This window comes from Motilibacter peucedani, assembly GCF_003634695.1.
Taxonomy (GTDB): domain Bacteria; phylum Actinomycetota; class Actinomycetes; order Motilibacterales; family Motilibacteraceae; genus Motilibacter; species Motilibacter peucedani.
The window spans coordinates 39,508-54,080 of record NZ_RBWV01000001.1; the positions used below are offsets into that span (position 1 = coordinate 39,508).

Genomic DNA, 14,573 nt, shown 5'->3' on the forward strand with positions numbered 1-14,573 from the left:
ACTTCTCGCAGTCCTTCGTCGGAGTGTGCAGCGTCCGTCGGCGGGCCGCGCCGGAGCCGGCGCGGCCGCTGGGGAGGGGTCGACTCCCATGCTAGGTGCCCTCACTGACAGAGTGCTCCGCAGCGACCGGCGGGCGACCCCGCGCAGCGAGCCCGCGGCCCGGGCGACCGGGCCCCGAGCGACCGGAACCCTGGAGGACCCCCGATGCCCTACACCGGAGACGTGCAGGTCGGCGGCCCGCCCGACGTGCTCGAGCTCGAGACGCTCACCGTGACGAAGGTCGCGGTCGGGCCGATGGACAACAACGCCTACCTGCTCCGCTGCCGGCGCACGGGCGGCACGCTGCTCGTGGACGGCGCTGCGGAGGCCGAGACGCTGCTCGCCGTCGTCGGCTCGGCCGGAGGCGGGCGGCTCGACGGCGTCCTGACGACCCACCGCCACCACGACCACTGGAGCGCGCTCGCCCACCTGGTGCAGGCGACGGGCGCCCCCACCTGGGCGGGCGAGGCCGACGCGCCGGCCATCGACGTGCCGACCACCACCCTGCTGCGCCACGGCGACGTGGTGCGGGTGGGCCAGTGCGACGCGCACGTCGTCGCGCTGCCCGGCCACACGCCCGGCTCGGTCGCCCTGGTGCTCGAGCGGGGTTCTGCCGCCCCCGTGGTGCTCACCGGTGACGCGCTGTTCCCCGGCGGCGTGGGCCGCACGAGGTCGCCCGAGGACTTCACCTCGGCTCTGGACGCCGTCGAGCGCGAGCTGTTCGGGCCGCTGCCCGACGCGACCCGCGTGCTGCCCGGCCACGGCCGCGACACCACGCTCGGCGCCGAGCGCCCCGCGCTCGAGGAGTGGCGCGCCCGCGGCTGGTGAGGCCTCCGGCGGTCGGGCCGTCGGGGCGCGTCGCCGCGTCGGCCGCGGCGGCCGGGCGGCGGTCAGCCGACCCCGGCCGCGCGCATCCCGCGCAGCTCCTTCTTCAGCTCGTGCACCTCGTCGCGCAGCCGCGCCGCCAGCTCGAACTGCAGCTCGGCGGCGGCGGTGTGCATCTGGTCGGTGAGGGTCTGGATCAGCCCGGCCAGGTCGGCCGCCGCCATGGTCGAGGCGACCGCTCCGGCGTGGGCGCCGGCCTCGCCCGGCCGGGACGAGAGCCCCGGCACCGGCGACTTGCCGCGCGACTGCTGGCGCCCGGACCCGCCGAGCAGCTCGGCGGTGTCGGCGTCCTCGCGGTTGAGCATGTCGGTGATGTCCGCGATGCGCTTGCGCAGCGGCTGCGGGTCGACGCCCTTCTCCTTGTTGTAGGCGACCTGCTTCTCCCGCCGCCGGGTCGTCTCCTCGATGGCCTGCGCCATCGAGGGCGTGATCTTGTCGGCGTACATGTGCACCTCGCCCGAGACGTTGCGGGCCGCGCGCCCGATCGTCTGGATGAGCGAGGTCGCCGAGCGCAGGAAGCCCTCCTTGTCGGCGTCGAGGATCGCCACCAGCGACACCTCGGGCAGGTCGAGGCCCTCGCGCAGCAGGTTGATGCCGACCAGCACGTCGTAGTCGCCGCGGCGCAGCTCGCGCAGCAGCTCGACCCGCCGCAGCGTGTCGACCTCGGAGTGGAGGTAGCGCACCCGGATGCCGAGCTCGAGGAGGTAGTCGGTCAGGTCCTCGGACATCTTCTTGGTCAGCGTGGTGACCAGCACGCGCTCGTCGCGCTCGGCGCGCACCCGGATCTCGTGCACCAGGTCGTCGATCTGGCCCTTCGTCGGCTTGACCACGACCTGCGGGTCGACCAGCCCGGTCGGCCGGATGACCTGCTCGACGAACTCGCCGCCGGTCTTGGTCAGCTCGTAGGGCCCCGGGGTCGCCGAGAGGTAGACCGTCTGGCCGATGCGCTCGAGGAACTCCTCCCAGCGCAGCGGCCGGTTGTCCATGGCGCTGGGCAGGCGGAAGCCGTGCTCGACCAGCGTGCGCTTGCGCGACATGTCGCCTTCGTACATGCCGCCGATCTGCGGCACCGCGACGTGCGACTCGTCGATGACCAGCAGGAAGTCGTCCGGGAAGTAGTCGAGCAGCGTGTTGGCCGCCGAGCCGCGCGCGCGGCCGTCGATGTGCATCGAGTAGTTCTCGATGCCGTTGCAGAACCCGACCTGGCGCATCATCTCGATGTCGTAGGTGGTGCGCATGCGCAGGCGCTGGGCCTCGAGCAGCTTGCCCTGCTTCTCGAAGGTCGCCAGCTGCTCCTCGAGCTCCTTCTCGATGCCGGCGATCGCGCGCTCCATGCGCTCCGGGCCGGCGACGTAGTGGGTGGCCGGGAAGATGCGGACCATCTGCTCCTCGGAGAGGACCTCCCCGGTGAGCGGGTGCAGCATCATCAGCCGCTCGATCTCGTCGCCGAACATCTCGATGCGCACGGCGAGCTCTTCGTACATCGGGATGATCTCGACGGTGTCGCCGCGGACGCGGAACGTGCCGCGGGTGAACGACAGGTCGTTGCGGGTGTACTGGTTGGTCACGAACCGGCGCAGCAGGGTGTCGCGGTCGATCTCCTGGCCCACGCGCAGCTCGACCATGCGGTCGACGTACTCCTGCGGGGTGCCCAGGCCGTAGATGCACGAGACGGTCGCCACCACCACGACGTCGCGCCGCGTCAGCAGCTTGCTGGTGGCGGAGTGCCGCAGCCGCTCGACCTCCTCGTTGAGCGAGGAGTCCTTCTCGATGTAGGTGTCGGTCTGCGGGACGTAGGCCTCGGGCTGGTAGTAGTCGTAGTAGGAGACGAAGTACTCGACCGCGTTGTTCGGCAGCATCTCGCGCAGCTCGTTGGCCATCTGAGCCGCCAGCGTCTTGTTGGGCTCGAGCACGAGGGCAGGGCGCTGCAGCCGCTCGATGAGCCACGCGGTGGTCGCGCTCTTGCCGGTGCCCGTGGCGCCGAGCAGCACGACGTCGTTCTCGCCGCCCTTGATGCGCCGCTCGAGGTCGGCGATGGCGGTCGGCTGGTCACCGGCGGGCTCGTAGTCCGAGACGACCGTGAACGGGGTGGCGCTGCTGCGCTGGAGGTCGGTGACAGGTCTCACCCTTCGACACTACGACGCCCCACCGACAGTGTCGTCCGACGACGGTGCCCGCTCAGCCCCGCAGCCGCCGCCACAGGGCGTCGACCTGCTCGCGCAGCGCCCTCGGCTCCCCCGAGCCGTCGAGCACCACGTCGGCGGCGGCCAACCGCTCGGCCCTGGTCGCCTGGGCGGCGACCCGCGCCCGCGCCTCCTCCTCCGCCAGCTCGCGGGTGCCCACCAGCCGCTGCACCTGCAGCTCCTCCGGCGCGTCGACGACCACCACGAGGTCGAGCCCCGCTGTCAGCCCCTTCTCCACCAGCAGCGGCACGTCGTGCACGACGACCGCGCCCGGGTCGGCGGCGAGGGCGGCCGCCGAGAGCTCTGCGCGCTGCGCAGCGACCCGCGGGTGCACGATGCGCTCCAGCTGCGTACGCGCCGCTGCGTCCGCGAACACCAGCCGCCCGAGGGCGGCGCGGTCGAGGGCGCCCGACGGGTCGAGGACCGCGGGACCGAAGGCGGCGACGACCTCGGCGAGCCCGTCGCTGCCCGGCGCGACCGCCTCGCGCGCGAGCACGTCGGCGTCGACGACCACGGCACCCAGCTCGGCGAGCCGGGCGGCCGCCGTCGACTTGCCGGCGGCGATGCCGCCCGTCAGCCCGACCTGCACGCCACCGACTCCCACGCCGCCATCCTGCCGCCGCACCCGCGCCGGACGCACGACGCCCCCCGGACCGCGTGGGTCCGGGGGGCGTCGTCGACGCGGGCTGGGGTCAGCTGGCGCCGGTGAGCTTCTCGCGCAGGGCCGCGAGCGCCTCGTCCGTGGCGAGCGTGCCGCCGCGGTCCTCCTCGGGGGCCTCGGCCGCCGAGCTGTAGGACGACGCGCTGCTCTCGCCGGTGGCCTCGGCCTCCGCCTCTGCAGCCGCCGCGATCTGCTTGCGGTGCGCCTCGAAGCGCGCCTGCGCCTCGGCGTACTGGCGCTCCCACTCCTCGCGCTGCTTCTCGAAGCCGGGGAGCCAGTCGTTGGTCTCCGGGTCGAAGCCCTCGGGGTAGATGTAGTTGCCCTGCTCGTCGTAGGTCGCCGCCATGCCGTAGAGCGTGGGGTCGAACGCCTCGCTGACGCTGTCGCCGCCCTCGTTGGCCTGCTTGAGCGAGAGCGAGATGCGACGGCGCTCGAGGTCGATGTCGATGACCTTGACGAAGATCTCCTTGCCCACGCCGACGACCTGCTCGGGCAGCTCGATGTGGCGCTCGGCCAGCTCGGAGATGTGGACCAGGCCCTCGATGCCCTCGTCGACGCGGACGAACGCACCGAACGGCACCAGCTTGGTGACCTTGCCGGGGACGACCTGGCCGATCTGGTGCGTGCGGGCGAACTGCTGCCACGGGTCTTCCTGGGTGGCCTTCAGCGACAGGGACACGCGCTCGCGGTCCATGTCGACGTCGAGCACCTCGACGGTGACCTCCTGGCCGACCTCGACGACCTCGCTCGGGTGGTCGATGTGCTTCCACGAGAGCTCGGAGACGTGGACGAGGCCGTCGACGCCGCCGAGGTCGACGAACGCGCCGAAGTTGACGATCGAGGAGACGACGCCCGAGCGGACCTGGCCCTTCTGCAGGGTCTGCAGGAAGGTGGAGCGCACCTCGGACTGCGTCTGCTCGAGCCACGCGCGGCGCGAGAGGACGACGTTGTTGCGGTTCTTGTCGAGCTCGATGATCTTGGCCTCGAGCTCCTTGCCCACGTAGGGCTGGAGGTCGCGGACGCGGCGCATCTCGACCAGCGAGGCCGGGAGGAAGCCGCGGAGCCCGATGTCGAGGATGAGGCCGCCCTTGACGACCTCGATGACGGTGCCGGTGACGACGCCGTCCTCGTCCTTGATCTTCTCGATCGTGCCCCAGGCGCGCTCGTACTGGGCGCGCTTCTTCGACAGGATCAGGCGGCCTTCCTTGTCCTCCTTCTGGAGGACCAGGGCCTCGACCTCGTCGCCGACCTTGACGACCTCGGAGGGGTCGACGTCGTGCTTGATCGAGAGCTCGCGCGAGGGGATGACGCCCTCGGTCTTGTAACCGATGTCGAGGAGGACCTCGTCACGGTCGACCTTGACGATGACACCTTCGACGATGTCGCCGTCGTTGAAGTACTTGATCGTGGAGTCGATCGCTGCGAGGAAGTCCTCGGCGGACCCGATGTCGTTGATCGCGACCTGCCGGGTGGCGGGCGCTGCGGACGTCAGGGTGTCGACTGGGGTGGCCGTCATGAAAGGAGGGGCTCCGATGCGGGCAAACTGGTAGGCGTCACGCGCTCAGGCCTGTGGTCGGCCGCATCGTCCGGGGCCGGGTCCGCCGGTTGCCCCTGCGGTCGGAGGGACCCTCCGGAGGGACACGGCAGCCGCGAGGACGACACCGCTGAGCGCGACCTGCTCCGTCTGAGGACGCGCAGGACTGGGCACGCGTACCTCACTCTACGCGCACGGCATCATGGCGGTCAACGAGAGGAGCCGCGTGAGCGAGCACGAGCCCAGCGGCGTGGCGCGCCGCGCCGCGACGTCCGAGGAGACCGTACGCGCCAACCGCCTCTGGTGGGACGCCGAGGCCCCCGCCTACCAGCGCGAGCACGGCGCCTTCCTCGGCGACGCCGACTTCGTCTGGTGCCCGGAGGGGCTGCGCGAGGCGGACGCCCACCTGCTCGGCGACGTGCGCGGCGCGACCGTCCTCGAGGTCGGAGCGGGTGCGGCGCAGTGCTCGCGGTGGCTGCTCGGTGCCGGGGCCGCCCGCGTGGTCGCGACCGACGTCTCGGCCGGCCAGCTGGCGGCCTCGCTGGAGCTCGACGAGCTGCACGGCACGCGGGTGCCGTTGGCCCAGGCCGACGCCCAGCGCCTGCCCTTCGCCGACGCCGCCTTCGACGTCGTGTGCTCCGCCTTCGGCGCCGTGCCCTTCGTCGCCGACTCGGCGGCGGTGATGCGGGAGGCGGCGCGGGTCCTGCGGCCCGGCGGGCGCTGGGTGTTCTCGGTGACCCACCCGCTGCGCTGGGCGTTCCCCGACGACCCGGGCCCCGGCGGGCTCACCGCGACCTCGTCGTACTTCGACCGCACGCCCTACGTCGAGCACGACGACGCCGGCCGGGCGACCTACGTCGAGCACCACCGCACGCTGGGCGACCGGGTCCGCGAGGTCCGGGCCGCTGGCCTGGTGCTGGTCGACCTCGTCGAGCCGGAGTGGCCCGCCGGGCACGAGCGCACGTGGGGCGGGTGGAGCCCGCTGCGCGGGAGGCTGCTGCCCGGCACGGCGGTCTTCGTCTGCGAGAAGCCGGCTCAGCGCCAGCCGTAGGACCGCCGCAGCTCGCCGGCGACCCGGTCGAACCGCGCGCGGTCGAGCACGGCGCCCTCGCGCCGGATGCCCGCCTCGGCCACCTCGAGGACCCGGTCCAGCCGCACCCAGCTCGGCCGCCCGGCGCGGTCCCAGGGACCCGCGCCGAGGGCCAGCCAGCCGTGCTGGCCGTCGCGCTCGTGCTGGCTCGAGAGCATGAGGCCGAGCAGCGTGCGGCCGGAGCGGGCCACGACGAGCACCGGCCGGTCCTTGCCCCGCGAGGCGTCCTCCTCGTAGGGCACCCACGTCCACACGACCTCGCCCGGGTCGGCGCGTCCGTCGGGCTGGGGCGCGTAGTCCAGGTGCCGGCCCCTGGGTGCGGCCGGCCGCACGCGCGCCCGCGCCGGAGGGCGCGGGCGCAGCAGCGCGGCGAGCGCGTCCCAGAGGCCGGCCACGTACTACCGACCGCCGATGATCTTGCGGCTGCGCTGCTCGGTGCCGGGCAGGCCGTAGGGGTAGTCGGCCGCACCCGGGTCGCTGGCCACGTCGAGCCGGGCGGTCTCCTCGGCGGTGAGGTGCAGCCCCGCCGCGCCGAGGTTGTCCTCGAGCTGCTCGACCGTGCGCGCGCCGAGGATGACCGAGGTGACGGACGGGCGGTCGTGGAGCCAGGCCAGGGCGACCTGCGCCATGCTCACGTCCCGGGCACCGGCGATCTCGCGGACCGCGTCGACGACGTCCCAGGTGCGCTCGACGGTGCTGCGCCGCGAGTACGCCTCGACCCCCCGGTCCGGGTTCTCGCCCAGGCGCGTGGCGCCGGTGGGGGCCGACTCGCGGGTGTACTTGCCGGTCAGCCAGCCACCGCCCAGCGGCGACCAGGGCAGCAGGCCGAGCCCGTTCTCCTGCGCGGCGGGGACGATCTCCCACTCGATCTCGCGAACCAGCAGGTTGTACTGCGGCTGCAGGGTGACCAGCGGCGCCCAGCCGCGGTGCTCGACGATGTCGCACGCCTTCTGCAGCTGCCAGCCGGTGAAGTTCGAGAGGCCGGCGTAGCCGATCTTGCCCGCGCTCACCGCGTCGTCGAGGAAGCGCAGCGTCTCCTCGACCGGGGTCAGCGGGTCCCACGCGTGCACCTGGTAGAGGTCGACGTGGTCGACGCCGAGCCGCGTGAGCGACGCGTCGAGCGCCCGGCGCAGGTGGCGCCGCGACAGGCCGAGCCCGTTGGGCGTGCTGTCGGTCGGGAAGCGGCCCTTGGTGGCGATCACGACGCGCTCGGTGACGTCGGCGGGCCGGTCGGCCAGCCAGCGCCCGATGATCGACTCGGACTCTGTCTCGGCGTAGACGTCGGCCGTGTCGACCAGCGTGCCGCCGAGCTCGACGAACCGGTCGAGCTGGGCGTGGGCGACCTTCTCGTCGCTCTCGCGGCCGAAGGTCATCGTGCCCAGCGCGTAGGTCGAGACGGCGGCGCCACTGGCGCCCAGCGTGCGGTACTCCACGGGATCTCCTCGGACGGGTCGGTCGGAGCGGCTCGGGCTCCGGTCGCTGCACGAGCCTCCGGAAGCGTTCCCGCGGGGCCCGCGCCGAACCGTACGCGCCTGCGCCGTCTGCCTTCAGCGGCGCCTCGCGCTGCCGATGGGCGGGAGGCGCAGGACACGGCACGGGAGGAGGGTGGACCAGTGGCCAAGAACCGCTCGGAGACCGAGCAGCAGGTGGCCGACCTGCTGCGCACGGCGAAGGAGTCGCTCGGCCTGAGCGTCGCCTTCCTCAGCCGGATGGACGAGACGACCCAGCACCTCGAGGTGGTGGAGTCGGCCGTGCCGTTCGTGTTCAAGGAGGGCTGGAGCACGCCGCGCGAGACCACCCTGTGCCAGGCGATCATGGACGGGGCGCTGCCCGCGGTGATCCCCGACCTCGCCGAGCACCCGGTGGCCATGGCCCTGCCCTCGGCCCGCTTCCCCCGCATCCGCAGCTTCGTCTCCGTGCCGGTCGTGCTCAGCGACGGCACGGTCTACGGCACCTTCTGCGGCGCCGGGCTCTCGCGCGACCGGGGCCTGAGCCGGCGCGACAAGGCCCTCATGGACGTCCTGGCCCACGCGGCGTCGGTGGTCCTCGAGCCCTCGGTGGCCCGGCGGGCGCGCGAGGCCGAGATCGAGGGCCGGCTCACCCCGGTGCTCGAGAGCGGCGGCCCGACGGTGGTCCTGCAGCCGATCGTCGACCTGGCGACCGGCCGGCGCGTCGGCGCTGAGGCGCTGAGCCGCTTCCCCCGCGAGTGGGCCAAGGCTCCGGACGTCTGCTTCGCCGAGGCCCACAGCATCGGCGAGGGCGACCGCCTCGAGCTCCAGGCGATCGAGCGCGCCGGCGCGCTGCTCGACGTGGTCACCGGCTACGTCGCGATGAACGTCTCGCCCGCCACCCTCCTGCTGCCCGAGTGCCGCTCGCTGCTGCTGAGCATGCCGCTCGACCGGGTGCTCGTGGAGCTCTCCGAGCACGACCCCGTCGAGGACTACGAGGTCCTGCGCTCGGTGCTGACCCCGCTGCGGGAGCGCGGCGCCCGCCTGGCCATCGACGACGTGGGAGCGGGCTTCTCCTCGCTGCGCCACATCGTGCTCACCGCGCCGGAGGTCATCAAGATCGACCGGACGCTCGTCGACGGCGTGGCCGCCGACCCGGTGCTCACCGCGCTGGTGAGCTCGCTCGTGAGCTTCGGGCACGGCGCGGGGGCCAAGGTCGTGGCGGAGGGCATCGAGACGGCGACCGACGCGGACGCCCTGCTGGCGCTCGGCGTCGACCTGGGGCAGGGCTGGTGGTTCGGCCGGCCGGGGCCCGCCGACGCCTTGAGCGAGGCGTACGTGCCAGCCGCGGCACCCGTGCCGCAGGCGTCGTTCGTCGGACAGGCGCACGTCTGAGCTGGGCGGCGGAAAAGCAGTCGCGGGCGGGAGGACTGGACGCGTAGCGTCGTGCGCATGCTGTCCTGACGCGCTGGTCCGAGCCCCCTCTCCCCCGCGCAGCAAGGAGCACGCCCGTGCGACCCAGCACCCCTTCCTCCAGCGGATCGGCCCTGTCAGCGCTGCTGGCCCTGGTCGACTCCCCCGCCGAGCGCGCCGCGGCAGCGGTGCCGAGCTCGTCGCCCGCCGTGACGCCCGGGCCCGAGGACGCAGCCGCCGCGACCGGGCAGCCCGCCCACCACGGCCCCCGCCGGCTGGGCGGCCGGCCGCAGGCCCCGTCGACCGGCTCGCACAGCGCCTACAGCTTCCGGAGGGTCTGAGCGGAGCGGCGTACGTCGTCGACCGTGACGTCGCCTGGCCGGCCGCCGCGGCGCACCAGGTCGTGGACGAGCGCCTGCACCGCCGCGTTGACCGGCGTCGGCACGTCGTGCAGGCGGCCGAGCAGGACGACCTCGCCGTTGAGGTGGTCGACCTCGGTCGACGTGGCCCCCTTGGTGACGCTCTGCCAGGTCGACCCGCCGCCGCGCGGCCAGTCGGGCAGGTCGACGAGCTCGACCTGGTCGCCGCGGCGGGCCACCTCCTCCTCGCGGGAGGGCCAGTCGAGCCCGGCTGCCGCGAAGCACCGCCGCGCCTCCTCGCGGGCAGCGGCCAGCAGGTCGGACGCGTCGGCCTCCGGCCCGCACAGCGCCTCGACGCCGTTGCCGAGGTTGGCGAGCAGCTTGCCGCGCTTCCACCGCATGACGTCGGGGTCGGGGCGGGCGACGAAGCCGCTGCGCTCGAGGTCGGCGGCCACGGCCTCGCTGGTCGCGTCGGTGCCGCTCGGGAACCTGCCGAGGTCGAGGTTGCCGCTCATCGGCGCGCCCTGCGCCACGACGACGCCCGGGCGCGGCGAGCTGGCCGGGAGCCACACCCGCACGCCGTGCACGCGGCTGGTGACGCGCAGCGCGAGCAGCTCGTTGGACACGCCGTTCTGGGCGCACACGACCGGCTGGTCGGGCGCCAGGCCCGCGCGGACGAGGTCGGCCAGGACGCCCGGGGTGTCCTGGCTCTTGACCGCGAGCAGCACGACGTCGTCGGGTGCCAGCCGGAGCCGCGCGACCTCGGTCTCGACGGCGACCGCCAGCACGTCGTCGGCTCCGGGGCGCACGAGCCGGAGCCCGTCGCGGCGCATCACCGCGGCGTGCTCGCCTCGCGCGACAAGCAGCACGTCGGCTCCGGACTGGTGGAGCCGACCGCCGATGGTGCCGCCCACCGCGCCGGCACCCACCACGACGTAGCGCACCTCAGTGGGCCGCGTCCTGCCAGGTGCGGCCCGACCCCACGCTGACGTCGAGGGGCACCGACAGGGAGGCCGCAGCCCCCATCTCGCGCCGCACGACGGCCTCCAGCTCCTCGAGCTCACCGGGCGCCACCTCGAGCACGAGCTCGTCGTGGACCTGGAGGAGCATCCGCGAGCGCATCGAGGCCGCCTGCATCGCAGCGTCGACGCGCAGCATCGCCACCTTGACGATGTCGGCGGCCGAGCCCTGGATAGGGGCGTTGAGCGCCATCCGCTCGGCCATCTCGCGCCGCTGGCGGTTGTCGCTCGTGAGGTCGGGGAGGTAGCGCCGCCGGCCGAGCACGGTCTCGGTGTAGCCGGACAGGCGCGCCTCGTCGACGACGTCGCGCAGGTAGTCGCGCACGCCGCCGAAGCGCACGAAGTACTCGTCCATCAGGCCCTGGGCCTCGCCGTAGTCGATGGAGAGCTGCTTGCCCAGGCCGTAGGCCGACAGGCCGTAGGCGAGGCCGTAGGACATCGCCTTGATCTTGGCCCGCTGCTCGGGGCTGACCTGCGCCGGCGCCACCCCGAAGACGCGCGACGCGGTGAACGCGTGCAGGTCCTCGCCCGACTGGAACGCCTCGATCAGCCCGGCGTCCTCGGACAGGTGGGCCATGATGCGCATCTCGATCTGGCTGTAGTCGGCGGTGAGCAGCTGGTCGTAGCCCGGGCCGACGACGAAGCCCTCGCGGATGCGGCGGCCCTCCTCGGTGCGGATCGGGACGTTCTGCAGGTTGGGGTCGATGGAGGACAGCCGGCCCGTCGCCGCGATCGTCTGGTTGAAGGTCGTGTGGATGCGGCCGTCGGGCTGGACCTCCGCGAGCAGGCCCGTGACCGTCTGCTTGAGGCGCGAGGCGTCGCGGTGGCGCAGCAGGTGGGCGAGGAACGGGTGCCCGGTCTGGACGTAGAGCGCCTGGAGCGAGTCGGCGTCGGTGGTGTAGCCGGTCTTGGTGCGCTTGGTCTTGGGCATGCCGAGCTCGTCGAACAGCACGACCTGCAGCTGCTTGGGCGAGCCGAGGTTGATCTCCTTGCCGATGACCGCGAACGCCTCGTCGGCAGCGAGCTTGACCGCGTCGGAGAAGGCGGACTCCAGCCCGCCGAGGTGGTCGAGGTCGACGGCGATGCCGGACTGCTCCATGCGGCCGAGCAGCGGCACGAGCGGCAGCTCGACCTCGCGCAGCAGGCGGTCCTGGCCCTTGTCGGCCAGCTCGGCGTCGAGCGCCGCCGCCAGGTCGATGACCGCGCGGGCCCGCAGCATCGCCGCCGACGCCCGCTGGTGCTCGTCGCCGCCGTCGAAGCTGAGCTGGCCGTCGTCGTCGGACTCGGCTCGCAGCTCGCGCTTGAGGTAGCGCAGCACCAGGTCGGACAGGTCGAAGGTGCGCGTGTCGGGCCGGGCGAGGTAGGCGGAGAGCTGGGTGTCGCTGGTGAGCCCCTCGAGCGCCCAGCCCCGCTCGCGCAGCGCGTGGGCCGGGCCTTTGGCGTCGTGCAGCGCCTTGGGCCGGGCGGGGTCGGCGAGCCAGGCGGCGACCGCCGCGTCGTCGTCGGGGCCGAGCGTCGTGGGGTCGACGAAGGCGGCCGTGCCGTCGGCGGCGGCGAAGGCGAGCCCGTGGACGTCGCCGGTGCCGCTCCCCCACGTGCCGAGCACGTGCACGCCGGTGCGGCCCTCGCCGCTCGCGTGCTGGGCGAGCCACGCGCCGACCCCGCCCGGCGCCAGCACCTCGCCGGCGAGGTCGAAGCCCTCGTCGGCGGTGGGCTCCGGGGGCGCGAAGGCGGAGTAGAGCCGCTCGCGGAGCACCCGGAACTGCAGGGTGTCGAAGAGCTGGTGCACCGCGTCGCGGTCCCACGACTGCCACACCATGTCGTCGGGCTGCTCGTCGATGGGGACGTCGCGCTCGAGCTCGGTGAGCTGGCGGTTGCGGATGACCTGGGCCAGGTGGGCGCGCAACGCGTCGCCCGCCTTGCCCTTGACCTCGTCGACGCGGTCGACGAGCGCGTCGAGCGAGCCGAACTCGACGACCCACTTGGCCGCGGTCTTCTCGCCGACGCTGGGGATGTTGGGCAGGTTGTCGCTCGGGTCGCCGCGCAGGGCCGCGAAGTCGGGGTACTGCGTCGGCGAGAGGCCGTAGCGCTCCTGCACGGCGTCGGGGGTCATGCGCGAGAGGTCGCTCACGCCCTTGCGGGGGTAGAGCACCGTGACCTGGTCGTTGACGAGCTGGAACGCGTCGCGGTCGCCCGAGCAGATCAGCACGTCGAAGCCCTGCGACTGCGCGCGCTCGACCAGCGTCGCGATGACGTCGTCGGCCTCGTAGCCCGGCGCGGTCACCACAGGGATGCGCAGCGCCTCGAGCACCTCGCGGATCAGCGGCACCTGGGAGCTGAACTCGTCGGGCGACTTGGTGCGGTTGGCCTTGTAGTCGGGGAAAGCCGCCGTGCGGAAGGTCGCGCGCCCGACGTCGAAGGCCACCGCGACGTGGGTCGGCTGCTCGTCGCGCAGCACGTTGATCAGCATCGAGGTGAAGCCGTAGACCGCGTTGGTCGGCTGCCCGGTGGTGGTCGAGAAGTTCTCGACCGGCAGGGCGTAGAAGGCGCGGTAGGCCAGCGAGTGCCCGTCGAGCAGCAGCAACCGCCCGCCGCGCTGGGTGCCGCTCGTGTCCGGGGCGCCGGGGCCGGTGCTGGTGTCGACTGTCACGGCTCGATCGTAGGACCGGGCACCGACACTCCGCCCCGCTCGGTGCCCTGCGGCCCGGGCGGCCGCACCTACGCTGGGGCCATGCACCCGCTCCCCGCGTCGCTCGGACCGCTCGTCGACAAGCTGGGGATCGTGGTGCTGGACGCGAGCGCGAGCCAGGTGGTCGGCACGATGCCGGTCGAGGGCAACACCCAGCCGGCCGGCGTGCTCCACGGCGGCGCCAGCGTCGCGCTGGCCGAGACCCTCGGCTCGATCGGCGCCGCCCTGCACGCCGGCGCCGGCCGGGCGGCCGCGGGCGTCGAGGTGAGCGCCACCCACCACCGCGCGGCCCGCTCGGGCACCGTCATCGGCACGGCGACCGCGCTGCACCTGGGGCGCACGCTGGCGAGCTACGAGATCGTGCTCACCGACGAGCAGGACCGCCGCCTGTGCACCGCCCGGCTCACCTGCGCCATCACGACGCTGGGCTGAGCCCGCCGACGAACGGGCGGCTCGGTCAGTCGCCCATCCCCGCGAGCCGCAGCCGGCTGCGCGTGCGCATGGACCGGCGGCGCACCAGCAGGTCCTCGACCGCCGAGACGGCGCCCGCGTCGGCCGCCAGGCGGCGGCGCACCGTCGCGACGCCGGCCGCGCGCCGGATGACGACGGGGGCGAAGCCGAGCCGTGCGAAGAACCGGTTCTCGTCGCGGGTCTGCGGCAGCGTGCTGGTCATCAGCTGCTCCGCGCCGACCTCCTCGGCGAACGACGCCGCGGCCGCGACCAGGGCGTGGCCGACGCCGCGACGGCGGAACTCCGGGCGCACGTGCATGAAGTGCAGGTGCACCGAGCGGGTGTCGAAGAGCACCGCGAACGGCTGGTGCGTGAGCACCGCCATGCCCGCGACCGCGCCGTCGAGGTCGGCGACCAGGATGCGCAGGTTGGCGTCGGCCTCGGCGGCCTCCAGCCGCTCGAGCACCCCCCGCTCGCTGGGCACCGGCGCCGCGCGGTCCATCGACCGGGTCGACTCGCGCAGCTCGCACCACATGCGCAGCAGCTCATCGGCGTCGTCGCGCCGGGCCCGGCGCACGCACACGTTGGCTCGAGGCACCGCTCCTCCTCCGCAGACACGCCTCCTCCACGGAGGAAGCGCACGCTGACCCCACCCCGCACACGCCTCGTTCTCCCTGCTCGCAGCGGCCTCCTAGTCTTGGCCGCGCGCCCCCAGCAGGGCTGCCAACCCCGGGGCCGTGCCCGGAGGTTGGATCAAGCTCGGGCGGAGCCTACGACCATCGCGACACCGCCCGCTAGTCCTT

General features: G+C 73.6%; 13 protein-coding genes. 5 read left to right on the forward strand and 8 right to left on the reverse strand.

Annotation, left to right across the window (positions count from 1 at the left end):
• Positions 1-204: 204 nt before the first annotated feature.
• Positions 205-867, forward strand: coding sequence for an MBL fold metallo-hydrolase (locus CLV35_RS00180; RefSeq protein ID WP_121191409.1), 663 nt, complete (start codon positions 205-207; stop codon positions 865-867).
• A gap of 62 nt (positions 868-929) precedes the next feature.
• Here the strand turns inward: CLV35_RS00180 and uvrB are convergent, their stop codons facing one another.
• The 3 genes from uvrB to rpsA all read right to left on the reverse strand — a co-directional run bounded on the left by uvrB (position 930) and on the right by rpsA (position 5,284).
• Positions 930-3,050, reverse strand: a complete 2,121-nt coding sequence (gene uvrB / locus CLV35_RS00185; RefSeq protein ID WP_121191410.1) for an excinuclease ABC subunit UvrB — start codon at positions 3,048-3,050, stop codon at positions 930-932.
• Positions 3,051-3,102: 52 nt separating this feature from the next.
• Positions 3,103-3,711, reverse strand: coding sequence for a dephospho-CoA kinase (gene coaE / locus CLV35_RS00190; protein ID WP_231121228.1), 609 nt, complete (start codon positions 3,709-3,711; stop codon positions 3,103-3,105).
• Between the two features lie 88 nt (positions 3,712-3,799).
• Positions 3,800-5,284: a 30S ribosomal protein S1 gene (gene rpsA, locus CLV35_RS00195; protein WP_121191411.1), complete on the reverse strand. Its 1,485-nt coding sequence runs from the start codon at positions 5,282-5,284 to the stop codon at positions 3,800-3,802.
• 244 nt (positions 5,285-5,528) lie between these two features.
• On the opposite strand from rpsA, the gene CLV35_RS00200 reads away from it, so the two are divergent.
• Positions 5,529-6,353 (forward strand): class I SAM-dependent methyltransferase, encoded by an 825-nt coding sequence (locus CLV35_RS00200; RefSeq protein ID WP_231121229.1) that lies wholly within the window; start codon positions 5,529-5,531, stop codon positions 6,351-6,353.
• Here CLV35_RS00200 and CLV35_RS00205 read toward each other — a convergent pair.
• Positions 6,338-6,787, reverse strand: coding sequence for a type II toxin-antitoxin system PemK/MazF family toxin (locus tag CLV35_RS00205; RefSeq protein ID WP_121191413.1), 450 nt, complete (start codon positions 6,785-6,787; stop codon positions 6,338-6,340). The genes CLV35_RS00200 and CLV35_RS00205 overlap by 16 nt on opposite strands.
• 3 nt (positions 6,788-6,790) lie before the next feature.
• A complete protein-coding gene (locus CLV35_RS00210; protein WP_121191414.1) occupies positions 6,791-7,825 on the reverse strand; it encodes an aldo/keto reductase in 1,035 nt (344 codons plus the stop codon).
• Between the two features lie 180 nt (positions 7,826-8,005).
• On the opposite strand from CLV35_RS00210, the gene CLV35_RS00215 reads away from it, so the two are divergent.
• The gene (locus tag CLV35_RS00215) at positions 8,006-9,235 is read left to right on the forward strand and encodes an EAL domain-containing protein (RefSeq protein ID WP_121191415.1); all 1,230 of its coding nucleotides are present in this window, start codon (positions 8,006-8,008) and stop codon (positions 9,233-9,235) included.
• Positions 9,236-9,351: 116 nt separating this feature from the next.
• Positions 9,352-9,594, forward strand: coding sequence for a hypothetical protein (locus CLV35_RS00220; protein WP_121191416.1), 243 nt, complete (start codon positions 9,352-9,354; stop codon positions 9,592-9,594).
• On the opposite strand, the gene CLV35_RS00225 is transcribed toward CLV35_RS00220, so the two are convergent.
• Both CLV35_RS00225 and polA read right to left on the reverse strand, forming a co-directional pair.
• Positions 9,573-10,556, reverse strand: coding sequence for a ketopantoate reductase family protein (locus CLV35_RS00225; RefSeq protein ID WP_183061523.1), 984 nt, complete (start codon positions 10,554-10,556; stop codon positions 9,573-9,575). The genes CLV35_RS00220 and CLV35_RS00225 overlap by 22 nt on opposite strands.
• A gap of 1 nt (position 10,557) precedes the next feature.
• The gene (gene polA / locus CLV35_RS00230; RefSeq protein WP_231121230.1) at positions 10,558-13,281 is read right to left on the reverse strand and encodes a DNA polymerase I; all 2,724 of its coding nucleotides are present in this window, start codon (positions 13,279-13,281) and stop codon (positions 10,558-10,560) included.
• 81 nt (positions 13,282-13,362) lie between these two features.
• Between polA and CLV35_RS00235 the strand changes: the two genes are divergently transcribed.
• Positions 13,363-13,752: a hotdog fold thioesterase gene (locus CLV35_RS00235; protein ID WP_121191493.1), complete on the forward strand. Its 390-nt coding sequence runs from the start codon at positions 13,363-13,365 to the stop codon at positions 13,750-13,752.
• A gap of 25 nt (positions 13,753-13,777) precedes the next feature.
• On the opposite strand, the gene CLV35_RS00240 is transcribed toward CLV35_RS00235, so the two are convergent.
• Positions 13,778-14,368 (reverse strand): GNAT family N-acetyltransferase, encoded by a 591-nt coding sequence (locus tag CLV35_RS00240; protein WP_147431818.1) that lies wholly within the window; start codon positions 14,366-14,368, stop codon positions 13,778-13,780.
• Positions 14,369-14,573: the final 205 nt, after the last annotated feature.

Coding starts and splice junctions, on each gene's coding strand:
- CLV35_RS00180 (WP_121191409.1), top strand. CDS start 205: ATGCCCTACACCGGAGACGTGCAGGTCGGCGGCCCGCCCGACGTGCTC.
- rpsA (WP_121191411.1), bottom strand. CDS start 5,284: ATGACGGCCACCCCAGTCGACACCCTGACGTCCGCAGCGCCCGCCACC.
- CLV35_RS00235 (WP_121191493.1), top strand. CDS start 13,363: ATGCACCCGCTCCCCGCGTCGCTCGGACCGCTCGTCGACAAGCTGGGG.